This window comes from Actinosynnema sp. NPDC091369 (assembly GCF_044757065.1).
In the GTDB taxonomy this organism is placed as follows: Bacteria; Actinomycetota; Actinomycetes; order Mycobacteriales; family Pseudonocardiaceae; genus Actinosynnema.
Genome location: NZ_JBIVUG010000010.1, coordinates 1 through 24,289, shown reverse-complemented (window position 1 = coordinate 24,289; position 24,289 = coordinate 1). Strand labels below are relative to the sequence as shown.

Below are 24,289 nucleotides of genomic sequence, written 5' to 3'. Positions count from 1 at the left end.
CGCGCGCTCACCCAGTGGGGGAGGGGACATGCGCCGCGAGTTCATGGTTCCCGACGACGCCGCCGACGACCCGGCCGACGACGCCAGACGCCGGCTGCTGCGGGACCTGCACGACGGCCTGGGGCCGGCGCTGGCGGCCATCGCGCTCGGGCTGCGCGCGGCCAGGCAGCTGACCGCGCACGACCCCGCGGCGGCCGGCCCGCTGCTGGCGCGGCTGGAGGAAGAGGTGCACACCGCGGTCAACGACGTCCGCCGGCTGGCCGCGGGCGGGAGCCCGGTGGTGCTGGCGCGACTGGGGTTGGCGGGCGCGGTGCGGGAGCACGTGGCGTCGCTGGCCGACCGGCACCCGGTGCGGGTGGACGTGCGGTGCGACGGCGTGCCGGAACTGCCGGTGTCCGTGCAACTGGCGGCGTACCGGATCATCTGCGAGGCGGTGACGAACGTCGTGCGGCACGCGGGCGCGCGGCACTGCTCGGTGCGGTTGCGGTTCGACGGCTGCCTGCACGTCGAGGTGGTGGACGACGGCGTCGGGCTGGTGCCGGGCCGGGGCGTCGGCGTCGGGCTGGGCTCGATGCGCGACCGGGCGCGCGAGGTCGGCGGCACGTGGCGGGTGGAGCACGCCGCCGCGGGCGGCACCCGGATCGCGGCGGACCTGCCGCTCGCGGGCGGGGTGTGAGCGTGCCGGCGCTGCGGGTGCTGGTCGTGGACGACCACCCGCTGTTCCGCTACGGCCTGGCCGCCGCGCTGGCCGCCGCACCCGACACCGAGGTGGTCGGCGAGGCGTCGGGCGGCGCGATGGCGGTGTCGCTGGCCGCCACGCTGCACCCGGACGTGGTGGTGATGGACCTCAACATGCCCGACCTGGGCGGTGTCGAGGCGACGCGGCGGATCGTGGCGCACGACCCCGCCGTGCGGGTGCTGGTGCTGACCATGTTCGACGACGACGAGTCGGTGTTCGCGGCGATGCGCGCGGGCGCGCTGGGCTACCTGCTCAAGGCGTCCCGGCCGACGCAGATCCTGCGGGCGGTGCGGTCGGTCGGCGAGGGTGAGGCGATCTTCAGCCCGGCCATCGCGGTGCGGCTGCTGGCCTACTTCGGCACCGCGCCGCGCGAGCGGGTGGAGGCGTTCCCGGAGCTGACCGCGCGGGAGCGGGACGTGCTGCGGCTGATGGCCGACGGCCGGGGCAACTCCGCGATCGCCCGGTCGCTGGTGCTCAGCCCGAAGACGGTGCGCAACCACGTGTCGAACATCCTGCGCAAGCTGCACGTGGCCGACCGGGCGCAGGCGGTGTCCCGGGCGAAGCAGGCCGGTCTGGGCGACGACCCGGGACAGTTCGGGACGGTGCGCCCGTAGTGCCGGGACGCGCCGGGAAGCCACGATTGCGGTGGCACACCGGGGCACTAGGGCGGGAGCACGGACATGGACGCACACCACCGGATCGCGGTCGTCCTGCACGCGACGGACTCCATCACCAGGGCCGGGGTGACCGCGGCGCTGCGGTCGCGGCCCGAGATCAGGCTGGTCGAGCCGACCGAACCGGCGACGGTCGCGCTGGTCGTGCTCGACCGGCTGGACGGCGAGGCGCGCCAGTTGCTGCGCCGGCTGCAAGCGCCCGGCAGCGCGGGCATCGTGCTGGTGGCGGGCGACATCGCCGACCCCGAGCTGCTCAACGTGGTCGGCAGCGGCGTGTCCGCGGTGGTCCGCCGCTCGGACGCCACGCCGGACACGTTGGTGCGCCTGGTGAAGGCGACCGCGGCGGGCCAGGGCGCGCTCCCGCCGGACCTGCTCGGCCGGTTGCTGGACCGCGTGTCGCGGTTGCAGCGCACCGTGCTCAACCCCCACGGCTGGTCCATGGCCGGCATGTCCGACCGGGAGACCGAGGTGCTGCGGCTGATCGCGGACGGCTTCGAGACCCGCGAGATCGCCGAGAAGCTGTGCTACTCGCAGCGCACGGTCAAGTCGATCCTGCACGACATCACCAACCGGTTCCAGCTGCGCAACCGCGCGCACGCCGTGGCGTTCGCGCTGCGCGAGGGCCTGATCTGAGTCCACTCCCCGCCCCGATCCCGAAGCACGCGCGAGGCCGGAGGCAGCGCGGTCCTACACCGCCCGGCCGGCGAACGACACCGCCGGCCGGCAGTTGCCCTTCCCGTCCGGGTTCTGGCAGCTGACCTGCACCACGATCCGCTCGCCCGGCTTGAACCGCAGCGGCTCCACGTAGTGCCGGTCGAGGTCGCGGAAGTTGGCCAGGCCGACCTCCAGCAGCACGCCGCGGGTGCCGTTGGCGTCGCGCAGCACCCGCACCGTGCCGGCGTCGCCGCGCGGGTTCTGGAGCACGATGTCGGTGATCAGCAACGTCTTGTCGGCAGGCGGGGTGAACGTGAAGTCGGTGAACACGTCCGGGTCGGCCACGACCGCGGCGTCGGCGGCCACCCGGAAGTCGGTCGGCTCGCCCGGTTCCCCGGCGGGCTGACCGGGCTTCGCGGTGGGCGGCGAGCCGGGAGGGGCCTGCGGGTCCAGCCCGGCCGCCTTCATGGCCTCCTCGGACTTCGCCTCGGCGTCCTCCGCCTGCTCCCGCGCCTCGCCCGCGCCGAGCTGCGCCTGGTCCACGGCGGTCTTGACCTCCTGCACCTGCTGCTCGGCGGCCTCCCGCGCGGCGGACTTCACCGCCGGCCGCAGCACGGTGAACCACAGCCCGACCAGCAGGGCCGCCAACGCGAGCAGCGCGATCAGCGCGGGCAGCAGCCACCGGGGCAGCAGCTGCCGCTGCACGAGCGTGCCCGCGGCCGACAGCGGCGGCCCGGAGCTCGGCACCACCTCCACCCGGAACGGCCGCGGCTGCGACGGTCCGCGCAGGAACGTGTCGCGCGGCTTGGCGACCAGCTTCACGAACGCCGCCGTGCCGGGCGCGAGCACCACGTCGGTGCGGTCGAGCCTGAACTCCAGCTCGCCGTCCGGGTCGGTCGGGCTCAGCCGCACCGCCACCGGGTGGTTGCCCACGTTGTCGACGGCGACCTCGAACCGGCCCCGCGCACCCGCCTCCACCTTGGCCGGCACGAGTTCGGCGGACAGGTCGGTGAACGTGCCGACCTCGACCACGCCCTCCTCGACCACCGACCCGTACGGGTCCTCGCGCGAGGTGACCCGCACGCCGAACGCCACCGGGCCCGCGGCCACCTCGGCGGCGCGCGGCGGCGCGAACCGCACGACCACCGAGGCGGACGCCCGGGGCACGAGGTTGACCGAGGCCGGTTCGGCGGTCGCCCACGCGCCCGCGTCGCCGACCACGTCCACGGTGAACTCGTCCACCAGGTCTCCGGTGTTGCGCACGACGACCGTGCAGGTGGCGTCTTCGCCGGGGGCCACGGCCAAGCCGGTGGCGGACAGCGTCGCGGTTGCGCCCATGACGTGAATCCTCCGGTGGTCGGGCCGGCGCGGCAGGTGGCGGAAGGGTGGGGCGGGGTGCGTCCGGTGCTGCCCCAACGGGCAGCCGCCGGGCGTCACTCCCGGGACGCGAAGTCGGGTGGTTGCAGCGTCCTGGGCACGACGAGGAAGTCCCCGGACCGCACCGGGCCGAACGCCGGGCCCACGACGGGCGCCGCTTCGAGCTGCCGCACGCCGATGCGGTCGTTGTGGAACACCAGGACCTGCGCCTCGAACGTGCCGTCGGGCCGCACGACCACCTCGCCGGGTGTCGGCGAGAGGCCGGCCGTCCAGCCGAGCCGCACGGTCGCGCCGGGCGGGAACGACCGGCCGGTGGCGCGCGGCACGAACCCGGTCGGCCCGGTGCCGGGGTCGACGGCGAGCACGGGCTGCCGCACCAGGACGCGGGTGGCCGCGGTGTTGTCGGCGGCGTCGGTGTCCGGGCCGACGCCGAGCACCGAGCCGCCCGCCGTCGTGTCCACGGCGGCCTTGGCGGGCAGCGCGACCCGCACCTCGGCCTCCTGGCCGGGCGCGAGCGTGCCGAGCGGGCACGTGGCGCCGTCGGCCGCGCAGCCCGTGACCGCGCCGACCGGGAGCAGTAGCGGCGGCAGGGACGTGACCACGCGGACGTCGGTCATCGGCACGGACGCCCCGTTGCGCACCCGGTAGGACAGCACCAGGGCGTCACCGCCGACATAACCGTCCTGCGGCGTCAGGGCGACGGCCAGCGACAGCGAGCCGGGGTGGTCGGGCGGCCGGACCTCGTCGGCCACGCCCACCCGCACGTCGACCCGGTTGTCGCCGGGGTTGACGTCCGGTGACGTGCTCGCCCGCAGGACCTGCGCCCCGGCCGCGGTGCCCGTCACGGTCACCCGCACCTCGGCGGTCGCGTTCGGGGCGAGCCGGCCCAACGCGCACCCCGTCGCGGCGCACGTGCCCGTGTCGGTGGTGATCCCCTCGACCGCCAGCCCGGCGGGCAGCACCAGCGCCAGCTCGGCGTCCACCGCCGGCGCGAAGCCGCGGTTGGTCACCCGCAGGAGCACGGTGGTCGACCCGCCGAACGGGACGGCGGCGGGCGCGGCGGACCCGGTCACCACCAGGTCGGGCAGCCCGCCGAACGCGGGCAGGTCGGCGTCCTGCTCGGCGAAGGAGACCAGTTCGGCGGGCGTGCCGCCGGGGGGCGGGACGGTCCACACCCGCAGGTGCTCGTCGGGACCGCTCATGGTGAACGCGACGGACGCGCCGTCGGGCGACCACGCCGGGTCGTCCGGTGTCTCGCCGCCCGAGGTGATCGGGGTGGCGTTCGCGCCCGTGGCGTCGGCCACGCACAGGACGTCGCCATGCCGGTAGACGAGCCGGTTGCCGTCCGGGGACCAGGCGGGCGCGGAGTCCTGCCGGCCGCACGGCGTGGCGAACGAGGGTGACAGGTCGATCTGCTGCACGAGGTCGCCGCCGTCGAGCCGGGCGAGCCAGATGTCGTCGGTGGCCCCGCTTTCCGGCACGTACACCGTGATCGTGCTGCTCCCCCGCCCGGTCCGGCCGGCGCGGTCGGTGGCGGTGCACGTGACGGTGGTGAGGCCGACCGGGAACGGCGAGCCGGACGTGGCGTCGCACGTCGGGGTGAGCGGTGCGCCGGCGGCGTCGGTGGCGGTCGCGGTGAACGCCACCGGCACGGGCGTCCGGTTCGGGCTGGGTGCGGCGTGCGCGCCGACCACCACGGTCGGCAGTGCGGCGTCGGCCCGGTCGATCCCGATGAACTGCTCGTGGTTCTCGGCGGGCAGCTCGTCGTCGAACCTGAACCGGACGTGGCACTCCAGGTCGGTCGCCGCCCGCGCGCTGGGCACCTCGCCCAGCGTCACGGTCTCGGTGAAGGTGACGTCCGTGTCGCCCGGGACGCGGGCCGTGGGCGGGGTGAACCGGACGGTGACCCCGGGCGGGCAGGATGCTTCGGGCGTGACGGTCACCGGCAGGCGGGTGATGCCGTGCTCGATGCCGGCCACGATCCGGTCGGGCTCGTGGCCGTCGGCCGACACCCCGCCGGTGGCGGCGGCGAGCCGGGTGACCTGCTGCCGGCTGTCCAGCTTCTCCGGGTACGACGGCGGGAGCAGCACGGGCACGCCGACGAGGTGGATGTCGCGGTCGGTCAGGTCGGTGGTGATCTCCTGCTCGGTCCGGTAGGGCGCGCTGCCGGGGCAGTCCGGGTAGAGCACGAGGTCGCACGTGTCGGGGCTGTTGTGGCTGGCCGCGTCACCGACGAGCACGACGATCCGGGTGACGCCGGCGTCGTCGCTGAACGTGGTGTGGCGGCCGTCGGCACCGCGGTCCGCGGCGAGGTGGTGCAGGGCGTTGAACCAGTCCTCCGGGAAGTCGCCGCCGTCGCCGATCGGGAAGTTCGTGCCTTCGTCGAGCACGGTCTGGAGCACGTCGCGGGTCGTCGGGTTGCGCACCAGGCGGTAGCGGCCCGGGCCGTCGGACGCGTCCTGGTAGGTGGCGACGCCGAAGAGGGCTCCGGGTTCGGCGGTGGCGACCCGCTCCATCACCGTGCGGATGGTGGTGCGGATGGTGTCCACGGTGGTGGTCATGGAGGACGTGGTGTCGAGCAGGAACACGATCTCCGGGCGGGCGGGCACGAACGGGGTGCGGACGGTCGCGGTCGTGGTGAACGTGCCGGTGGCGGAGGTGGACGCGCCCACGAGGTAGGGCTGGACCCGGGGTGTGAGCAGGACGTCGGTGTGGCGGCCGAACGCGATGACGGCCCCGGTCGGCGACCAGGACGGCTTCTCGTCGTGGCCGAGGGTGTGGCGAGGTTTGGGGACGGTGGTCAGCTCGGCCCCGTCGGACACCCGGACCACGCGGATCTCGACGCCGGAGAGGAGTGCCACCATGGTGCCGTCCGGCGACCAGGACGGGTGGCGGCCGTACGCGAGGACCCGCTCGTCACCGCCGTCGGCGTCGGTGATGACGATGTCGGAGCCGTCACCGTAGGACCGGGTGAACGCGATCCGGGTGCCGTCGGGTGAGAAGGCGGGTTCGGACTCCCCCTCGTCCGGGGTGTTCGTGAGCTGCCGGGCATCGCCGCCCCCGGCGTCCGTGGTCCAGATGTCCCCGGGGTCGCCCCGGGTGACGGCGATCCGGTAGGGGGCCAGGGCTCGCGGCTGTGCCGTCGCGGGTGGGGCGACGACGAGGCCGGCCAGCAGGAGCGCGACGAGCGCCAGGTGCCTCACGGTTCACCTCACCGCGAAGAGTTCGATCTCGGCGAGCGCGATCTCGTTGCCGCGCAGGGAACCGTGCCACTCGACCACGTGCACCTCGACGGTGCTCGCGACGCCTTCGAGCCGGACGGTCTGCGGGTCCGGGGTGTCGGCGAGGTCGACGTCGAAGGTGCGGCCCGTCGGGTAGACCAGGTGCAGCTTCTTGGGTCGGTGCGCGGCTTGCAGGTCGGCCGGGTCGCCGACGCGGACGATGGCCTCGCGCAGGTCGACCTCGCGGCCGAAGTCCAGCACCAGGGCGGGTGGGCGCGGTGCGACCGGGGCGAGCCAGAAGGTGTCGGTGGCGTTGTCGAAGGCCAGGGCCGGTGGGTGGTCGGGTGATTCGGCGGTGGCGGCGATGCCGGTGGGGCGGACGGGGGTGAGGTCGGTGCCGACGATGTCCTTGACCTCGTGGACGAGGGCGATCGCGCGGGTGTTGACCAGGCTGCGGAACGACGGCACCAGGCCGTACGCGCCGACGACGGTCAGGAGGGCGGCGACGAAGGACCAGCGGAGCACCCGGCCGACCCGGCGGCGGACGACGCCGACGCGGCGGTTGGGCCGGCTGCCCGCCGTGGGCGGCTTGCGCCGGGGCAGGAATCTGCGCCACCACTTCTCCTCCACGACCGCGGCTTCGACCAGCGCCGAGCCGCAGCGGGCGCAGAACTTGCGGGTGGGCGGGTTCGCCTCGCCGCACTGGCCGCAGATGAGATCGCCGGGCCGGGCCGTTCGGCGCTCGGTCAGCCTCGGTCGGTGGTGGGCGGTGGATCGCCGCTCGGCGGGCTGCATGGCCCCGGGCTGCATGGCTTCGGGTTGCATGGCTTCGGGTTGCCGCTGATCGGGCTGCCGCGATTCGAATTGCAACCCTTCCGATTGACCCGCACCACCCTGCGGCGACTGGAAATGCAACGCTTCACAATTCACCGCACCAGCCCACGCTCCTCCACCGCCTGCTCCCGACGACGCCGACGCCGCCCCCGCAGCCTTCGCTCCGCCGGCCCCGGAATCCGCAGGCCCCGCCCCAGCCACCCCCGAACCGCCCGCCCCCGAGTTCACACGCCCTGAGTCGCCCGGTCTCAAGCCCACAGGACCCGGGCCGCCGAGTCCAGACCCGGCCGATCCTGTTCCGCCTTGCCCGATGTGCCCGCCCTGCCCTGCTTGCCCTGCCCGACCGGCTTGCTCGACCTGCCCTGCCCATCCGGCCTGCCCCGCCTGCCCCGGCTCACCGACGACCTGGCCGGGCACCGGCGCGGACTGCGGTTCCCACTCCAGGTACGTCCCGCAGGCACCGCAGAACTCCGAGCCCGGGGCGTTGCCCTCCCCGCACTGCGCGCACACGATCATTCCCCCACCACCTCCAGCTCAACCGCGACGTGCGCGGGCACCGCGGCGGCGATCGCGGCGGCCAGGCGGGGCCGGTCCACGTCGACGGGGTGGGCCACGCGCACCCGGACGTGCACGCTCGGCGGGTCGTCCGCCACCGCGAGGCCGGGCCGGTCGGTCGACGTGCAGCCGCCGCTGTCGCGCACCTCGACGTCTCCCCCGGTCAGCAGCGCCACGTGCTCGGCCAGCCCGCGCCGCGTGCCCCGCCACCGGTGCAGTTCGACCGCCCGCGCCACCAGCGCCCGCCGTTGCGCCACCGGCCAGCCCTCGCCGACGTCCAGCGCCACCCAGTGCGCCAGCCACTCCAGGAAGTCCTCCGGCGCGAGCCGCGGGTCGAGGTAGCCCGGAAAACCGTCCAACGCGGTGAACACCGGGGCCAGCACCTCGTCCAACGCCACCAGGAACCGCTGCGTGAACCCGTCCTCCAGGTACACGGCGGGCAGTCGCTCGGCCAGCGGGTGCGGTGTCGTCATCGCGCCACCCGCACCTGGTGGCCGTAGGAGAACGCGAGCCCGTTCACCGGCAGGTCGAGGCGGGCCACGGCGGTGCCGCGCTCGCCGGTGACCGGGTTCGCCCCGAACAGCTTGATCTCCTCGACCAGCTCGACCCCGGCCAACCGCTGCAACACCGCGAACACCTCACCGGACTGCACGGGCCGCCCGAACGGCCACCCGTCGCCGTCCGGCCCGCCGCTGACCGGGTTGAAGTAGTCGTACAACGCCTGCACCGACCGGGCCCGCAGCACGTCCTCGGGCGTCCCGGCCTTCGCCCGCAGCTGCGCCACCACCGTGACGCCCTGGTAGTACGGCGGCTCGACGGACACGCGGGCACCGACGCACCGGCGTTCCTCCAGGAACCGCTCGATCCGCTCGCGCACGTCCGCACCGGGCTGCAACGCGGCGAAGTCCGACTCCTCGTGCGCGCCCACGGACGGCACGACCAGCACCCGCACCGCCGCCGACCCGGGGCTCGCGGGCACGCACCGCACGCGTGCGATCTCCGGCGCGGCCTCCCGCGTCAGCACCTCGTAGTCCTCGGCGGTCACGGCCCGGTCCCGGGTCCGCAGCAGCAACGGCCCGCGCACCGCCGCGTCGCGCACCGACTCCCCCGCCACCCCGCCGGACGCGGGCCGCCGGTTCGCCACCGCCGTCACGAACGGCACCGGGTCGCGCTGCACCTGCAACAACCCGCGTGCCACGTTGCCGCGCAGCCCGCCGCCGGTGCGGTACTCGGGCACCCGGATCGCGGCCGACTTCGCCGGGATCGCCCCGTACAGCCGCACGCCGCCGCCGGGTTGCCGCACCGCCGGCCCGAAGATCACCTCGCCGCCGACCCGGTCCAGCACCACGTGCCGGTCGGCGGGCCCGGACTCGGCGAACGACCGCACCTCGGTCCACTGCTCCCAGCCGTCCGGCGTGGCGACCTCCACCACCAGCGCCCCGTCGTCCACCACGACCGGCGTGCGGGCGAGCGGGAACCGCTGCCCCGGCACGCCTTCGGACACGCCGACCGTCTCGCCGCGCACGACGTCCGCGTGCGTGGCGCCGATCGTGCCGCCGATGGTGGCGGCGGTGACCGACGCCAGCTTCGGCGGGCGCTGGTAGAACGGCCGGTCCGGCGCGGGCGCGACGGCCCGGCAGCGCAGCCACCCGGCGCGGTGCCGGGCGATGACGGACACGGCGTGCGAGTGCGGCACGTGCAGCACCACGTCACCGGGCTGGTTGAGGCCGCCGGTGGTGTCGCGGTCCACCTCGCACGGGCTCCAGCCGGAGCCGTTCCACGCCTCCCACGCCCACGGCGGGTCACGCGGGTCGACGCCGCGGCCCTCGGCGTGCGCCTCGACGCGCAGCAGCACCGCGCACCCGGGCACGGCGTCGGACAGCCCGAACAGGACGGCGTCGCCGGGCGCGGGCGGTGACGCGAACACCTCGGGCGACTTGCCGTCGCGCAGCTCGTCCGTTCGGTCGGCGGGCGGGATCGACACGTCCTCCACCGCGGTCACGAGGTGCGTCAACGCGCACGGCACGATCGCCAGCTCCCGGTCCACGGTGAACACCACGGGGTCTTCGACCTCGCTGCGCTCGGTGGCCACCTGCGCGCCCGCGGGCACGACCACCGGCACGTCGCGCGGCGCGGACAGCCAGAACGTGACGTCGCCGCGCGCCGCGGTCGGCGGGAACAGCGTCACCCCGATCAGGTCGAGAAACCGCAGGTAGTGCAGGTCGGGCACGCGGTTGAGCCGGTACAGCAGCTCGTCGGTCATGTGCGCGAACGCCTCGATCAGCGTGACGCCGGGGTCGGACACGTTGTGGTCCGTCCACTCGGGACAGTGCTGCTGCACGCGGCGCTTGGCCTCGTCCACCAGGTCCTGGAAGCGGCGGTCGTCCAGGTTGGGCGTGGGCAGGGACGTCACGGCGTGCCCTCCTCGTCGGCCTCGTGCGGCGGGATGACGTAGAAGGGGAACACCAGGTTGCGCGGGTCGTTCGTGCCGCGCAGCGCGAACCGGATGTCGATGAGCAGGGTGCCCTGGTCGACCTCGTCGAAGCCGACGGACACGTCGGTGAGCGCGATGCGCGGTTCCCAACGCTCCAGCGACAGCCGCACCTCGTAGGCGATGCGCCCGGCGGTGGCCGCGTCGGCGGGCGCGAACACCAGGTCGTGGATGGCGCAGCCGAACTCCGGCCGCATCGGCCGCTCGCCCGGCGCGGTGGCCAGGATCAGGCGGATGCTCTCCACGATCTCGCGCTCGCCACCCACGAGGGCGACGGAACCGGTGGCGTCGGTGTGCACGGGGAACGCCAGCCCGCGGCCGATGAAGTCCACGTCACCCTCCTATGAGGACGGTCGGGCAGCCGACGAGGACCGGCGCGCCGCAGCCCGCCAGGTCGCCCACGCGGGCCGCGGGCCTGCCGCCGATGAGCACGGTCGGGCAGCCGGGCGGCAGCACGGGCGTCGGCGGGTGCGGCGGCAGGCCGGGGAACGAGCAGGTGTGCGGGTTGCCGACGGTGGCGGCGGGCAGGCCGCCGATGAGCACGGTCGGCACGCCCGGTGGCGCCAGCACGCCGGGGTGCCCGGTCGGGTCGCCGACCCTCGCCGCTGGTGGCACGTCCCCTCCTAGTTGATCCGGACGACCGCGCCGCGCACGGTCACCGGGCCGCTCGCGGTCAGCTCCGCCTGCCCTTGGCCGGTCACGGCCACCGTCGCGCCCTCGACCTTGACGCCGGCCGTGCCGGACGCCTTGAGCTGCGCGCCCGCCTCGATCGCCACGTCCGCCCGCGCGGTGGCGGTGATCTGCCGGCCCTTCAGGTCCAAGGCGCCCGTGCCGGCGTCGATCGTGACCCCGTTCCGCGCCTTGATCGTCACGGCGTTGCCGCTGGTCACCTCGACGACCTGGTTGCGCTGGTCGAGCCGGACCACGAACTTCCCGTCGCCGCTGGCGATCGTGATGCCCTCGTCCTCCACGAACTCGACCCGGTGGTGCTCGCGCGAGACGAACCCGCGGGCGGCGACCTCGCCGCTGTTGGCGTCCACCGGGTCCTTGGCGAGGGCGGGCGGCTTGTCCTTGCCGTTGTAGAGGCCGCCGAGCACGTACGGCGCGTCGAAGTCGCCGTGCTCGAAGCCGACCAGCACCTCGTCGCCCACCTCGGGCAGCACGAGGTCGCCGTAGCCGTTGCCCGCGCTGCCGTGCACGGTCCGGGCCCAGCCGCTGACGAAGTCCGGCGCGAGCCACGGGTAGGTGAGCTTGACCCGGCCGGCCCCCGCCGGGTCGCGCACGTCGCTGACGATGGCGGGCACCAGGCCGCGGCCCGGCGCGCCCGCGCCACCCGTTCCGCCGCTGGTGAGGCCGTACAGGGAGCGTTCCTGGCGGCCGGACACGGTGAACTCGGTGGTGTAGCCGACCTGCTCGGTGAACAGGTGCCGGGTGCCGGTGAGCGTGTACCTGCCCGCGAACGGCTCGCCGATGTTGGTCAGCGCCACCGCCGTGCCCGCGCGCAGCTCGGGGTTGCCGCGGGCCACGCCGACCAGCTCCGCGCACGCGCCGCCGAGCTGGGTGGCGAGCGAGGCGGCGACCGCGTCGACCACCGCCTGCGTGCGGTGCGGGCCGCCGGCCAGGAACGGCGGGCCGGCGAACCTGTTCGCCAGCGCCACCGGGTCCACGCCGGTGACCTCGGTGCCCAGCGCGTCCGCCGGTTTCACGGCCACGACCGCCTGCTTGTTCTCGTCGTCCCAGCCGCGCACCCGCACCTCGGGCACCTGCTCGGCGGCCGTGATCGCGGCCCGCAGCGACAGCAGCGTGCGGTGCATCTCCAGCACCAGCGGGCTCGTCCTGGCCCTGGCGTTCGTGGCGGGCGCGGACGTCGGCTCCTCGGGCAGCCGGAACTCGAGCTTTCCCCCCACCACCGCGATCTGCGCGCCGACCAGCGCGGCGAGGCGGGACAGGAACTCCCAGTCGCTCACGCCGTCCTGGCTGAGCTGGGTGTGCGGCCGGCCGAAGCCGCGCACGTCGTCGAGCCGCCCGACCGGGATGTCGGCCCGCTGCGCGACCTTGCGCACCACGTCGGCGACGGTCATGTTCGGGTAGGAGGCGACCCGCCGGCCGCGGAACAGCCGGTGCCCCAGGTCGTAGCCGCGGACCTCGGTGAACGTGCCGCCCGCGTCCAGCTCGACGCCCACGGCGGTGACCTCGCCGGTGAGCAGCGGCCTCGGGCCGCCCGGGTCGGACGTCTGCACCTTGAGCACGATCTTCGCGCCGATGGAGAACCTGCCCTTGCCCAGCACCACGTGGCCGGGGTCGCGGAAGCGCAGCACGAACACGTCGGGCAGGTTGCGGCTGTCGTCCACGTAGGCGTGCGTGAGCAGCGCCTTGACGTCGGCGGCCAGCGGCGCGGACCCGACCTCGACCACGAGGGAGTTGGCGAAGGTCTCACCGGCCATCGCGGACCTCCTCCAACGCGGGCACCAGCAGCCGGGTGCCGGGCCGCAGCCGCATCGGGTCGTCGATGTCGTTGGCCTCCGCGATCTCGCGCCACAGCTCGGGGTTGCCGTAGACCTTGTAGGCGACGGACTGCAACGTGTCGCCCGCGACGAGGACGTGGGAGTCGCGCGCGGCGAGCGCACCGGAGGTCGGGTTCTGGCCGCCCTGCTCGCCCGCGATCTCCTCCAGGTTGACCGTGCACGTGGCGCGGACCGGGACGCCCGCGGGCGTGAACAGGGTGTACTTGGCGGCGACGCTCGCGACGAACGCCGGGAACCCCGTCATGCCGCCCCACTTGAAGATCACCCACGGCGGCGAGCCCTTGCCGTGCTGCCGGCTGTCCTCGGTGGGCACGCAGCAGGCGAACAGCTGCTCGACCTTCTTCACCACGCCGTCGTCCATGTGCTCGGTGGCGTCGAGGAAGACTTCGAGGGCGAGCTTGACCGGGTCGGAGCCCTTGAACTCCGGGGTGCCGCTCTTGGCCACGTTGGGTTGGCGGCTGCGCTCCCACTTGGCGTTCTTGCTGAGCGACAGCTCCTTGGGGTTGAACTGGAAGGTGATCTCGTGCAGCAGGTCACCGGGTTTCGCCGCGCCGCCCGCCTTGGGTGGGCGGTGCACGCTGAGGAGGGCCTTCTGGAGGTTGGTGGGCGCGGCGTAGCTCGCGGCCTTCGGGGAGCCCGCCGAGGTGAAGGTGATCGGGGAGGCCATGGCGTCACTTCGCCGTGCTCAGGAAGCCGTGGTGGGCGAGTTCGAGGGTCTCGGTGGCGACCTTGGGCGAGTCGGCGGACAGCTGCGGGCCGCTCCACCTGACCGGGACGACGCCGGAGAGCGCCCAACTCGCGATCACCGTGCCCGCCGGCGTCCGCGCCTCGATGATCGCGGTCTTGCGCGTGACGCCGGCCGCCATGCCCGCGATCCACTTGAGGATCTTGGCGCTGTCCTTGGTGACCGGGCGGGAGAGCTTGACGTTGGAGTACTTGATCCGGGTGGGCAGCTGCCACACCATCCCGTTGTTGCCGCCCTCTTCGTGCTGCTCGACGGTGAACTCCACGCCGAGCCCGTCACAGCTGTCGAAGGAGCCGAGGCTCTCGTCGTCGATGCGCACGACGAAGCACACGGACACCGCCTCATCCACCTCGGCCATACCGTCTCACCTCCACCGATCGGTCAACGCCCCGCGCCGTTCGCGGTCGAGCCACAGGTCTGCCTTGAGCCGCCGGACGAGCGGGTCGTAGAGCTTCTTGAGCAGCTCCTCGGGCTCGATCCCGGCCACACCACCGTCCGCATGCGTTTGCGCCGGGGCCGTCGCCGCTGTTCCGGCCGGATGGGCCGGTGCATGGGCTGACGGAGGGGCCGGCGGTTCGGGCGTGAGCTGGGACGCGACCACTTCCACTTCCCGCTGCACGACCCGAACCGCGTCCGGTTGCTCCACCACGACGGTCCCGGGACGTTCGACAGGCGTGACCGGCATGCCCAACCCGACGCCCCGCCGAGCCCGCCCCGACTCCGCCACCACCCGCTGCACCCCGACCACCGACCGGCCCTCGCCCACCGACCGACCCTCGCCCACCGCCGCCCGTTCCGACCTCGCAGCCTGTTCGACCACACCCGTCACCGGTGTCGAGCCCTGCCCCACCGACCGCGAGACCGTCGAACGCGACATCGCCGGCCCCAGCCCCACCAACCCCCGAGCCACCACTGGCCGAGGGCCGGCCGAAGTCCCCACCGCCGCATCACCCGCAACGTCGTGCAAAGCAACCCGCTGAACCACCGCTCCTTGACCTACCGGCCCACTACCGGCCGAGCTCTGCCCCACCGAACCCACACCCACCGGCCCTTGGCCTATCGGCCCCAGACTCACCGGTCCCGGGCTCACCGAACCCGAACCCGGACCCACCGGATCGGAGCTCACCGGTCCTGGGCTCATCGGGCCCGAACCGACCGGCCGCAGTCCCACCGGACCCGAGCCGATCGAAGTCGAACCGACCGGCTCCTGACTCACCCTGCTCAGCCCCAGCACCGGTTCTCCCCCCACCCGGCTCGAACCCACCGCCGAGCTCTGTCCCACCGCCCGGCCCTGCCCCACCGACTCCCGGCCCACCGACTCCCGGCCCACCGACTCCCGGCCCACCGACTCCCGGCCCACCGGCCCCGGACTCACCGGGTCCGGACTCACCGACTCCGGGCTGACAGGGCCTGAACTGACCTGCCCCGGACTCACCGGCTCCCGACTCACCCGGCCTCGACCCACCGGCCCCTGCACTGTCGTCACCTCGGCGACCCGGCGTTGCACTGCCGGTTGACCTTCGCCACCCGAGCCCTGCCCTGCCGCAACCTCGCCCCCTCGGCGCTGCGCAGTCGGCACCTCGACCGCTCCGACCTGGACGGTCGGCGACTCAACCACCCCATCCCCTGCGGCTGGCAGCTCACCCGCCCGGTTCCGCGCAGTCAGCGGCGCGCGTCCGGCCACCAGCCCGCGTCCGGCCACAATCCCGCCGACCGCCCTCTGCGCCGTCGCGACCTCACCGACCCGGCCTCGCACCACCTCGTGAGCCTCGCCGGCCAGGCCCCGCTCTACCTGCCCCTCGCCCACTCGGCGTTGCGCAGTCGGCAGCTCACCAACCCGATCCGGATCAGCCGGCGTCTCACTCACCCGCTCCTGGGCGGTCGGCGACTCGCCCTCCAGCCCTCGTCCTGCCGGGCCATGCGCTGCCGGTGCATCAACGACCGGTCCTGTGCCATTCGAATCGCCACTTGGCGACTTGATTGCGACGTTGCGATAAGAGTTGTTCTCGCCCACATGAACTCGACCGGTCCGGCGCGCCACTGCCGACCCCTCGCTCGCCGAGCGCTGCACTACCGGATGCGCGCTCACCGGACTCGGTGCCGAGGCGTCCCGGCGACTCACCGGCTCCGCAGACACGACACTTCCCGGCGTCTCCCCCTTCAACGAAGGCGTGTGTGCAGGGTCTATTGCAGAGTTGCGAATTTCCGGTGGGTTTTCGGCGGCGACCGGGTCGGAAACCAACTGCTGCACCGGTTGGCCGACCTCGCGCTGCACCGCGGCGGCTTCACGACGTTCGCCTGACCGGGCCTCTGGCCGGACCTCCGGTTGAACCTCTGGCCGAACCTCCGCACCGACGACATCGCGGATCCGCGACCACAAGCCACCCCGCGCACTCCGCGCACCCTGCGAACCCCGCCCCTCCACACCCTCAGACCGCACGACGGGCATCTCCACCACCCGCTGCACCACCCCGTCGATCACCCCCGACGGCTCCTCCACCCCCACCCGGTGCCCCAACGGGGCCAAGTACCCCGGCGACCGCCACGACGTCAACGACCCCGAGAACCGCTCCACCGGGTTCACCAGCGGGTGCGCGCGAACCACCCGCTGGATCGGCGGCAACGCCCGCCACTCCCCCCGCCGCACGGGCAGGGGAGCAGCACGCGCCGCCTCACGCCGCCAAGGCCACATCACAACCCTCACCGCCCCTGGCTGATCCGGGTGTTGATCCGCCCGATCTCGCCCACGTACCGCAACCGGTCCGCGTGCTCCAGGTCCAGGATCGAGTCCCACGACCAGTGGAAGTGGTACGCCACGTACGCGACCTCCTCGTGCAGCCGGTCGGTCCCGTACGTCACGATTCCCCCAGGCGGCCACCGGCCACGTCGACCTCGAACCCGTTCCCGCACGACGGGCACGCCACCGCCGCGCGCGTGTGCCCCTCGCTGTTCACCCGCCGGTACATGTCCTGGAGGAACGCGAGGTCCGACGCGAACAGGTTCTCGACCACCCCGGCGTGCACGTCGGTCACCGACCCGATCCGCACGATCACCCGGGCCAGCAGCACCACGGTCAGGTACGCCGAGTTCTCCCGCACCCGGTCGTCCCGCAGCGGCACCAGCTCGTCCCGCGCGGTCGCCAGGCGCATCACGCCGGAGCGGTGCACCTCGCCGTTGTCGTCGACGTACCCGCGCGGCAGCTCGAAGGCGAACTCCGTGCGCATCGGCGAGACCGGGACCGAGGACGTCGGAGCCTCGGCCGCCACCGCCGCCATCACCCTGCGCATGGCGTCACTCGACTTCCATCATCTCGTACGTCACGACCAGCTTCTCGGTGAGCACGCTGGTGTCGCCGGCCTTCAACGTGCCGATCTCCAGCGACTTCGGCCACGCGTTGGTCAGCTTGTAGCGCTTGATGGGCTGGCCCTCGTAGTCGTAGACGATGATCGCCCCGCCCTTGCGCGCGTTGCCCATCCGGCCGAAGTGCGCGTCCTTCACCCACTTCTCGAAGCTCTGGTCATCGGTGAGCCCGCGGGTGAGGGTGACCTCGCCCGCCTTCGGCTTGCCGGGCAGCTTCTTGATGACGTACTTGCCGTCCGCCGTGTTCGTCTTCAGCTCGATGACGTCCTGCTCCATCTTCAGCCCGGACACCTCGGAGATCTGCTTGATCGCGACACCGTCGACCTCCAGGCCGAACGAGTGGCCTACCGAGGTGTCGAGTTCGGGAAGAGCCATGACCAAACCGCCTTTGACCTAGGACTCGGCTACTCGTTGACGAGGCTGGTGCCGCCGGAGACCTGCGCCAGCCGGAACACCACGAACTCCGCGGGCTTGACCGGCGCGATGCCGACCTCGCAGATGACCTGGCCGAGGTCGATGCTCTCGGCCGAGTTGGTCTCGCGGTCGCACTTGACGTAGAACGCCTCGTCGGGCGTCAGCCCGAACAACGCGCCCTTGCGCCACTCGGTGACCAGGAAAGCGCTGATGGTGCGGCGGATCCTGGCCCACAGCGCGTCGTCGTTCGGCTCGAACACGACCCACTGGGTGCCGTCGAGGATGGACTCCTCCAGGTAGTTGAACAGCCGCCGCACGTTCAGGTACCGCCACGCCGCGTCGGAGGACAGCGTGCGCGCGCCCCACACCCGGATGCCGCGACCGGGGAACGACCGCACGCAGTTGACGCCGATCGGGTTCAGCAGCTCCTGCTCCGCCTTCGTCAGCTGCGTCTGCAACGCCACCGCGCCGCGCACCACCTCGTTCGCCGGCGCCTTGTGCACGCCGCGCGTGGCGTCGGTGCGCGCCCACACGCCGGCCATGTGCCCGCTCGGCGGGATGAACGCGTGGTCGTCGCTCGCCGGGTCGAAGACCTTGATCCACGGGTAGTACAGGGCCGCGTACTTCGAGTCGTAGCCCGCGCCGTTGAGCCGCCAGTCCTTGACCTGCTGCGGGTTCAGGTCGGGGGGCGTGTCGAGCACGGCGATCCGGTCGCCCATCAGCTCGCAGTGGGCGATCATCGCGAGTTGCACGGCCTTCACCGACTCCAGCGAGATCGCGCCGCGCTGGTAGCTGCTCATCAGGTCGGGCACCGCGACCATGGTGATCTCGTCGATCGCCTCCAGCCCGCCGAACCCGGTGCGGTCGGACACGTCGCCCACGTAGTCGTCGGCCGCGACCTTGCGCGGCACCGGCGCGGCGTCCGCCGGCTCCTTGAGCGTGACGCTGCCCTTGTCGGGTCTGGCCACCGCGTGGGACGACGTCTCCTCGACGGTGATGAGCTTCGACTTCTCCTGCACGACGGTGACGACGTTGTCCTTGGTGCGCTTGGTGCTCACCTGGTGCGTCTCGACGACCTTGCCGTCCTGCTTGACCAGCAACGCGAACCGGTCGTCCGGCTGGTTCTCGCCCGCGGGGTCGGCGACCTCCACGGTGATCTCGCCCGCGCCGAGCTCGCGCGCGGTGACCTGGTAGCCGCCGAGCGCGGCCTGAGCGCCGCCCGCGGGCAGTCGGCCGTCGTCCTTGGCGCGCTCGCCGCCGATGCGGACGACGTAGCAGTTCGAGCCGCCGTTGAGGAAGTACCCGTACACCGACTGGGCCAGGTAGCAGTCGGGCACGAAGTCGCCGAAGACCTGCGTGTACTGCGCCCAGTTCGACACCAGCGTCGGCGTGTTGAACGGGCCTCGGGCGGCGAAGCCGACGAAGGCGGCCACGGCGGTGCCCACGCCCTCGATGGGCCGCGCACCAGCCTCCACCTCCTCGACGTACACCCCCGGGGAGAGATAGGTGGGCATCCGTTGCCTCCCAAGTCGAGCGGAACCAGCTGTGCCGTCGATGCTGCTGCGCTCCGACTCCGGGCGAAACGACCGCGAGGCTGTGCCGGTGTACGCGGTTGGCTGCCCAAAGGTGCAGCCGCGGATCCGTTGCCGGGAAACGAGAACCCCGCCGCGCGGGAGGCACGGCGGGGTTCGGCGGGGCGGGGTTCGGCGCGGCGTCGGTCAGACCGCGTCTTCCTCGTCCTCGTCCCGCTGCACGGTCGGCTCGACGTAGGTCTGCGCCGTCGTCCCGTTCCCGGCCTCTTCCTCGGCCGGATCGTCTTCCCTCTGCACGGAAGGCGCGGCGGGTGCGACGGGTGTCGTCATGATCCGGTCCGCGTTGGTGCTCGCCTCGCGCTCGAACCGGTCGGACGGGTCGCTGACCTTCACGCCGCCGCCCGCGTCGGTGCCGTCCACGGGTCCGTTGCGCTGCTGCACGACGTGCGTCAGCTCGTGCGCCAGCATGTGCCTGCCCGAGTCGGACGCCGGGTCGTACCTGTCGTTCTGGAACACGATGTCCGAGCCGACCGTGTACGCCTGCGCGTTCACCGACTTCGCCGACTCGTGCGCCGCGCCGCCCGTGTGCACCCGCACGTCACCGAAGTCCTGCCCGAACCGGGACTCCATGTCCTCGCGCACGCCCGCGTCCAGCGGCGCGCCGCCCGAGCGCACCACGTCGTGCACCGGTGACTCGCCCGCCTCGTCCACCAGCGTGCTCGCGCCCGCGTTGCCGACCGCCCGTTGCAGGTCCAGCAGCCCGGCCGCCCCGAGGACGTCCGGCCGCCCGGCGGCAGCCGCCCGTCCCACCAGGTCGTGGTCGGTCTGCTCGACGCGGTCGCCCCTGGGTCGGGCACCGCCGTCACCGTCGTGGTCGTGCTCGCGCATGGTCGCCCCTTAGAACGGAGTCCGCGTCCATCGTGCAACCGCGGCGCACCCGCGATCCAGGACCGGCGGGGCGGTGGTGGCTGCCCGAAAGGGCGGCTCACCGGCCCGCGTCCGCCACCGCCAGCCCCAGGTACCGGCCGAACTCCCGCTCGCCCACCAGCCGGCCCAGCTTCCGGTACTCGCGCGCCACCGCGCCGACCACCTGCGCCATCCCGACCGGGCCGCCGGTCTCGGCCGCCAGGTACGCGGCGGTCACCGCGGCCGACCGGATGTGCCCGCCGGCCAGCTCGAACGCCGCGGCGAGGAAGTCCAGGTCCACCTCGGCGCGCGGCGCGGTCACGCCCAGGCAGCGGTCCCACAGCAGGCGGCGCAGCGGCTCGTCGGGCAGCGGGAAGTCGACCACCACGTCCAGCCGGCGGGTGAACGCCTCGTCCAGGTTCGCGCGCAGGTTCGTGGCCAGCACCGCGATGCCGTCGAAGGTCTCCATGCGCTGCAACAGGTACGCGCTCTCGATGTTGGCGTAGCGGTCGTGCGCGTCACGCACCTCGGACCGCTTGCCGAAGATCGCGTCGGCCTCGTCGAACAGCAGCACGCCGTTCACGCCCGCCGCCTCGGTGAAGATCCGCTCCAGGTTCTTCTCCGTCTCGCCGACGTACTTGTCCACCACCGTCGCCAGGTTCACCGTGTAGAGGTCCAGGCCCAACGACGCGGCGATGACCTCGGCGGACATCGTCTTGCCGGTGCCCGAGTCGCCCGCGAACAGCCCCGTGACGCCGCGACCCCGGCCACCGCCCGGCCGCATCCGCCACTCGTCGATCACGCGGTCGCGGTGGCGGGCCCGGGCCGCCAGCTCGCGCAGCAGGCGCGCCACGCCGGAGGGCAGCACCAGGTCGTCCCAGCCGACGGCGGGCTCGATCCGGCGGGCCAACCGGTGCAGGCCGGCCGCGTTCTGGCTGCGCGCGCCCGCCCGCAAGTGCTCGGTGGTCACCACACCGCCGTCGACCAGCGCGGACACCGAGGCGGCACGAGCGGCACGGGTGATCTGGCCGGGTCCGAGGACGAAGTGCGCCGTGGCGGCGGCCGGGTCGACGCCGGGCGCGAGGCCGCCGTCCAGCCTGGCCCGCCACAGCTCGGCGCGGTCGGCGGCCGGCAGCGGCGAGGCGTCGTGCGGCAACGGCGGGTCGGCGCTCCAGCGCGGGTCCCACACGTTCGGGCCGAACACCACCAGCGGGATCGCGGGGTGCGTCAACTCGGCCAGCGGCGGCTCGTCCTCGACCGGGCCGAGCACCACCCCGGCGTGCCGCAGCACGGCCTCGCGCAGCACGGCGGCGGTCGACGCCTGCCGGTCCGGTTCCGCGCGCAGCCGGGCCGCGTCGACCTCCAGCACGGCGAACCCGGCGTGCCGCAGCGCGGCGGCGGCCAACTCGCGCGCACCACCACCGGGCCGTTCCCGCAGGTAGACCAGTCGGATGTGGGCGCGCAGCGCGCGGTGCAGCCGGCCGACGTCCACCGCCGTGACCTCGTCCACGACCTGCGCGACGCCCGCGAGCGTCGCGTCCGGCAGGTCGTCGCCCAGCAGGTGGCCCACCACCCGGTCGGGCACGCGCAGCGACCGCGACAGGAACGGCCGCTCCCGGTCGTCCACCACGAGCAGCCCCGACGACCGCAGCGGTGACGCGGGGTCGAGCCGCGCCCGGCCCGCCGCGGACGCCTCGGGCAGCCCGCACAGCCGCAACGCCAGGCCCGCGGTCGCACGGCGGCGCGTCACGTCGTCGTTGAGGTAGCCGTAGAACTGCTCGAACCGGCTGTCCACGTCCGGCGCGAGCGCGACCAGCAGCAGCTCGACGTCCAGCCCGGACAGCGCCGCGGTCTCGGCGAGACGCCCGAGCCTGCCCGACGCGGGCGACTCCTGGAACGGCACGAACGGCTCGCGCGGCGCGGCCAGCAGGGCGTCGATCGCCTCGTCGGACAGGTACAGGCCCCGGAACGGGTCGTCCGGGTTGGTGTCGGCGCGGCGCCGCGCCGCGACCGCCGCCCGGATGCGCCGCTCCAGCGCGGCGAGCCGGGTGAACAGGTGGGGCAGGCTGCCGGTGTTCACGGGCGCCTGCGGCTCATGGCCACGCGGTGGCCGACCGAGTCGCCGCCCATGGCCAACCGCAAGCCGTCCTCCACCGGCGGACCGGCCGCGAACACCCGGCCGGAGTCGACCGGCGCGGACACCACCACGTCCAGCGACGGTTTCAGCTCGCCGCCCAGCGCGGTCCACACGTCGGCGAACGCCCGGTCCTCCGGCGGCGGCAGCGCGACCGTCATCGGCACCGGCAGGCCCAGCTCGGCCAGCGTGCCGGTGAGCAGCCCGACAGGCACGGACTCGTGCCGCAGGAACCCGATCAGCAGCTCGGACAGCAACCGGTGCTCGTCCTCCGACCGCTGGGTCCAGGCCGTGACCAGGTAGGACAGCTTGATGTGGCGCGGCGGCAACCGGCGTGCGGTGACCTGCCCGTTCTCGTATTCGTTGAGCAGACCCCGCTGCCTGCGGCGGAGGTCTTCGCGGATGTCGTAGAGGTAGACGTCGACCGTGGGCGCGTTGCGCCGCGCCGCCCAGTCCTTCGTGGGCGCGTCGAACGCCACCTCGACGTCCGTGCCGCGCAACGCGTCGTCCCGGACCAACCGCCTCAACGCCTCGTCCACCTCATGGATCACACCCCCACTGTCACCCGGCCGCGACCGCGCGACCACCGAGCGGCAGGCGTTCCTTGGGGCAGCACCGGTTGCCCCTGTGGGCAGTGGCGGCGGGTCACCGAGGCTCGAGGTCCTCCGCCCACCCGGGCGGTTGCCTGCCCAGCTCCGTCATCATCTCCAGCATCTCCCGGTAGTCCTCGACATCGGGGTCCATGGCCGCGAACCACTCCGTCGTGCTGCCCCAGTCCCGCACCACCTCTTCGTGCTCGGTGACGACCCAGACCGGCGGGTCGTCCATGCCGAGGTCCGCCCCGTCGATGAAGTGGTAGGTGTGCCCCTGGTGCGCGCTGAGCACGAAGATGCCGTCCGGGGACCGGACCTCGTGCGAGAGCCCTTCGAGCGCCGCCCGCGCGTCCTGCTTGGTCCGCCCGGTGACCAGCCCGACCCCGAAGTCCGTGCCGGGGAACCACAGCCCGCTGCGCCGACCGATGAGCCGCAACACCTCGCGCACAGCCACCGGCACCGCCGCGACCCCCTGATCAGCGGCCATCCGGTCGATCTCCCGGTCGTCCGCACCGGCCACCGATTCGCGTCGCAGGCCGTCCCGCACGACCTTCTCGAACGTGGCGCGGATGGCCGCCTCCACGCCGTGCGGCTGGTTCATACCGGGAGCCTTTCGCCGTCGAGGTTGACGATGTCGATCCGCATGTTGGGGAACACGCGCTGGTAGTTGAGGATAATCTTCTGGCACGACTTGCAGATCGTGTACTGGGCGGGAATGCCGTGCTCCCTCGCCGACGGCAGGTCGACCACCATGCGGAGGTCACCGGAGATGTCCGCCGCGGTGAACGGCGTGTACGGCCTGCCCTCGGCTTCCGCTCTGGCCGCCGCACGCCGGTTCAACTCCTCGATGGCCGCCTCGACGCGGTCCTTGGTGCGTTCCGCCATGCCCTTGGTGCCCTCCGAGTACACCCGTTCGTGCGGGTAGGCCCTGGCGTCGCGGGCGCTCGTCTCGTGGATGGGCTTCAACTTCTCGCGGAGCACCTCGTCCACCTCGTCCCGCGGAAGACCGCTGTGCTCGGCGAGCTGGTGCCTGGTGAGGTCCTCGAAGAACTTCGCCTCCGAGTCGTTCACCCGGTTGCGCCCCTCGCCGTCGCTTCGCCGGTTGGTCACAGGGTCGTTCGAGGTGGCCCTGGAGGTTTCGAAGATCTGCTCTTCCCTCGGTGGTCGCTGCGGCCCTTCGGCGGCCGGGCTCCACCAGAGGTCGCCGGGGTGCCCGCTGAAGGAGTAGAAGTCCGCCGCCTCACCGGTGTTGTCGCTGCGGTACCGCGCGGTGGTCAACGCCCGGTTCTCGGGCATCGCCCGGCTGCGATCCGAGCCCGGTGGCGGATCGTTGGCGATGAAGGACTCGATGCCTTCCCGGCGCAGATCGCGGTTGCGGTCGCGGAGGTCCCGGTAGTCCTCGTCCCAGTCGGGACCATCGTGACGGGCCGCCCTGTCCCTGGCGTCGGTGGGGTCGAGGTCGGTTTTGTCGGTGTCGTGGGTGCCGGGGGCGAAGCCGTCGTTGCCGGCTTTGGTGGTGGTGCCGTCGGGGTGGT

22 protein-coding genes and 1 pseudogene are annotated in these 24,289 nt (G+C 73.4%); 3 read left to right on the top strand and 20 right to left on the bottom strand.

Annotation, left to right across the window (positions count from 1 at the left end; all coding sequences use genetic code 11):
* The first annotated feature begins 28 nt into the window (after positions 1-28).
* The 3 genes from ACIQMJ_RS30280 (at position 29) to ACIQMJ_RS30270 (ending at position 2,046) form a co-directional block, all read left to right on the top strand.
* Positions 29-676, top strand: a complete 648-nt coding sequence (locus ACIQMJ_RS30280; protein ID WP_499764409.1) for a sensor histidine kinase — start codon at positions 29-31, stop codon at positions 674-676.
* Positions 677-678: 2 nt separating this feature from the next.
* Entirely contained in the window at positions 679-1,353 is a 675-nt protein-coding gene (locus ACIQMJ_RS30275) for a response regulator (protein WP_499764408.1), read from the top strand.
* A 66-nt stretch (positions 1,354-1,419) separates the two neighbouring features.
* Positions 1,420-2,046: a helix-turn-helix transcriptional regulator gene (locus ACIQMJ_RS30270; protein ID WP_499764407.1), complete on the top strand. Its 627-nt coding sequence runs from the start codon at positions 1,420-1,422 to the stop codon at positions 2,044-2,046.
* Positions 2,047-2,100: 54 nt separating this feature from the next.
* Here the strand turns inward: ACIQMJ_RS30270 and ACIQMJ_RS30265 are convergent, their stop codons facing one another.
* The 20 genes and pseudogenes from ACIQMJ_RS30265 to ACIQMJ_RS30170 all read right to left on the bottom strand — a co-directional run.
* A complete protein-coding gene (locus tag ACIQMJ_RS30265; RefSeq protein ID WP_499764406.1) occupies positions 2,101-3,405 on the bottom strand; it encodes a COG1470 family protein in 1,305 nt (434 codons plus the stop codon).
* A gap of 95 nt (positions 3,406-3,500) precedes the next feature.
* Entirely contained in the window at positions 3,501-6,647 is a 3,147-nt protein-coding gene (locus ACIQMJ_RS30260; protein ID WP_499764405.1) for an HYR domain-containing protein, read from the bottom strand.
* A 3-nt stretch (positions 6,648-6,650) separates the two neighbouring features.
* Positions 6,651-7,490: an NADase-type glycan-binding domain-containing protein gene (locus ACIQMJ_RS30255; protein ID WP_499764404.1), complete on the bottom strand. Its 840-nt coding sequence runs from the start codon at positions 7,488-7,490 to the stop codon at positions 6,651-6,653.
* Between the two features lie 521 nt (positions 7,491-8,011).
* Positions 8,012-8,527 (bottom strand): phage tail protein, encoded by a 516-nt coding sequence (locus tag ACIQMJ_RS30250; protein WP_499764403.1) that lies wholly within the window; start codon positions 8,525-8,527, stop codon positions 8,012-8,014.
* Positions 8,524-10,467: a putative baseplate assembly protein gene (locus tag ACIQMJ_RS30245; protein ID WP_499764402.1), complete on the bottom strand. Its 1,944-nt coding sequence runs from the start codon at positions 10,465-10,467 to the stop codon at positions 8,524-8,526. The genes ACIQMJ_RS30250 and ACIQMJ_RS30245 overlap by 4 nt, the downstream gene beginning before the upstream one ends.
* On the bottom strand, positions 10,464-10,877 hold the full coding sequence (locus tag ACIQMJ_RS30240; RefSeq protein ID WP_499764401.1) for a GPW/gp25 family protein: 414 nt from the start codon (positions 10,875-10,877) through the stop codon (positions 10,464-10,466). Before ACIQMJ_RS30240 ends, ACIQMJ_RS30245 begins: the two co-directional genes overlap by 4 nt.
* Before the next feature lies 1 nt (position 10,878).
* Positions 10,879-11,160: a PAAR domain-containing protein gene (locus ACIQMJ_RS30235; RefSeq protein WP_499764400.1), complete on the bottom strand. Its 282-nt coding sequence runs from the start codon at positions 11,158-11,160 to the stop codon at positions 10,879-10,881.
* An 8-nt stretch (positions 11,161-11,168) separates the two neighbouring features.
* Positions 11,169-12,989, bottom strand: a complete 1,821-nt coding sequence (locus ACIQMJ_RS30230) for a VgrG-related protein (RefSeq protein ID WP_499764399.1) — start codon at positions 12,987-12,989, stop codon at positions 11,169-11,171.
* Entirely contained in the window at positions 12,979-13,737 is a 759-nt protein-coding gene (locus tag ACIQMJ_RS30225) for a CIS tube protein (RefSeq protein ID WP_499764398.1), read from the bottom strand. Before ACIQMJ_RS30225 ends, ACIQMJ_RS30230 begins: the two co-directional genes overlap by 11 nt.
* A 4-nt stretch (positions 13,738-13,741) precedes the next feature.
* Entirely contained in the window at positions 13,742-14,173 is a 432-nt protein-coding gene (locus tag ACIQMJ_RS30220) for a phage tail protein (protein ID WP_499764397.1), read from the bottom strand.
* A 6-nt stretch (positions 14,174-14,179) separates the two neighbouring features.
* Entirely contained in the window at positions 14,180-14,302 is a 123-nt protein-coding gene (locus ACIQMJ_RS30215; RefSeq protein WP_499764396.1) for a hypothetical protein, read from the bottom strand.
* A gap of 2,213 nt (positions 14,303-16,515) precedes the next feature.
* A complete protein-coding gene (locus ACIQMJ_RS30210; RefSeq protein WP_499764395.1) occupies positions 16,516-16,674 on the bottom strand; it encodes a DUF6760 family protein in 159 nt (52 codons plus the stop codon).
* A complete protein-coding gene (locus ACIQMJ_RS30205; RefSeq protein ID WP_499764394.1) occupies positions 16,671-17,102 on the bottom strand; it encodes a hypothetical protein in 432 nt (143 codons plus the stop codon). The genes ACIQMJ_RS30210 and ACIQMJ_RS30205 overlap by 4 nt, the downstream gene beginning before the upstream one ends.
* Positions 17,103-17,106: 4 nt before the next feature.
* Positions 17,107-17,550 (bottom strand): phage tail protein, encoded by a 444-nt coding sequence (locus ACIQMJ_RS30200; RefSeq protein WP_106618463.1) that lies wholly within the window; start codon positions 17,548-17,550, stop codon positions 17,107-17,109.
* A gap of 29 nt (positions 17,551-17,579) precedes the next feature.
* A complete protein-coding gene (locus ACIQMJ_RS30195; RefSeq protein WP_499764393.1) occupies positions 17,580-19,103 on the bottom strand; it encodes a phage tail sheath family protein in 1,524 nt (507 codons plus the stop codon).
* Between the two features lie 204 nt (positions 19,104-19,307).
* Positions 19,308-20,009, bottom strand: a complete 702-nt coding sequence (locus tag ACIQMJ_RS30190) for an eCIS core domain-containing protein (protein ID WP_499764392.1) — start codon at positions 20,007-20,009, stop codon at positions 19,308-19,310.
* A 97-nt stretch (positions 20,010-20,106) separates the two neighbouring features.
* Positions 20,107-22,107, bottom strand: coding sequence for an ATP-binding protein (locus ACIQMJ_RS30185; RefSeq protein ID WP_499764391.1), 2,001 nt, complete (start codon positions 22,105-22,107; stop codon positions 20,107-20,109).
* Entirely contained in the window at positions 22,104-22,712 is a 609-nt protein-coding gene (locus tag ACIQMJ_RS30180; protein ID WP_499764390.1) for a Pvc16 family protein, read from the bottom strand. Before ACIQMJ_RS30180 ends, ACIQMJ_RS30185 begins: the two co-directional genes overlap by 4 nt.
* Before the next feature lie 94 nt (positions 22,713-22,806).
* A complete protein-coding gene (locus ACIQMJ_RS30175) occupies positions 22,807-23,355 on the bottom strand; it encodes a hypothetical protein (RefSeq protein WP_499764389.1) in 549 nt (182 codons plus the stop codon).
* Positions 23,352-24,289, bottom strand: a pseudogene (locus ACIQMJ_RS30170) (hypothetical protein); the annotation flags it as partial. The pseudogene ACIQMJ_RS30170 and the gene ACIQMJ_RS30175, both read right to left, overlap by 4 nt.

Bases quoted from the DNA above. Each gene is read 5' to 3' on its own strand.
- ACIQMJ_RS30280 (WP_499764409.1), top strand. From the start codon at position 29: ATGCGCCGCGAGTTCATGGTTCCCGACGACGCCGCCGACGACCCGGCC.
- ACIQMJ_RS30270 (WP_499764407.1), top strand. From the start codon at position 1,420: ATGGACGCACACCACCGGATCGCGGTCGTCCTGCACGCGACGGACTCC.
- ACIQMJ_RS30265 (WP_499764406.1), bottom strand. From the start codon at position 3,405: ATGGGCGCAACCGCGACGCTGTCCGCCACCGGCTTGGCCGTGGCCCCC.
- ACIQMJ_RS30255 (WP_499764404.1), bottom strand. From the start codon at position 7,490: ATGCAACCCGAAGCCATGCAGCCCGGGGCCATGCAGCCCGCCGAGCGG.
- ACIQMJ_RS30250 (WP_499764403.1), bottom strand. From the start codon at position 8,527: ATGACGACACCGCACCCGCTGGCCGAGCGACTGCCCGCCGTGTACCTG.
- ACIQMJ_RS30230 (WP_499764399.1), bottom strand. From the start codon at position 12,989: ATGGCCGGTGAGACCTTCGCCAACTCCCTCGTGGTCGAGGTCGGGTCC.
- ACIQMJ_RS30225 (WP_499764398.1), bottom strand. From the start codon at position 13,737: ATGGCCTCCCCGATCACCTTCACCTCGGCGGGCTCCCCGAAGGCCGCG.
- ACIQMJ_RS30220 (WP_499764397.1), bottom strand. From the start codon at position 14,173: ATGGCCGAGGTGGATGAGGCGGTGTCCGTGTGCTTCGTCGTGCGCATC.
- ACIQMJ_RS30205 (WP_499764394.1), bottom strand. From the start codon at position 17,102: ATGCGCAGGGTGATGGCGGCGGTGGCGGCCGAGGCTCCGACGTCCTCG.
- ACIQMJ_RS30200 (WP_106618463.1), bottom strand. From the start codon at position 17,550: ATGGCTCTTCCCGAACTCGACACCTCGGTAGGCCACTCGTTCGGCCTG.
- ACIQMJ_RS30195 (WP_499764393.1), bottom strand. From the start codon at position 19,103: ATGCCCACCTATCTCTCCCCGGGGGTGTACGTCGAGGAGGTGGAGGCT.
- ACIQMJ_RS30190 (WP_499764392.1), bottom strand. From the start codon at position 20,009: ATGCGCGAGCACGACCACGACGGTGACGGCGGTGCCCGACCCAGGGGC.
- ACIQMJ_RS30175 (WP_499764389.1), bottom strand. From the start codon at position 23,355: ATGAACCAGCCGCACGGCGTGGAGGCGGCCATCCGCGCCACGTTCGAG.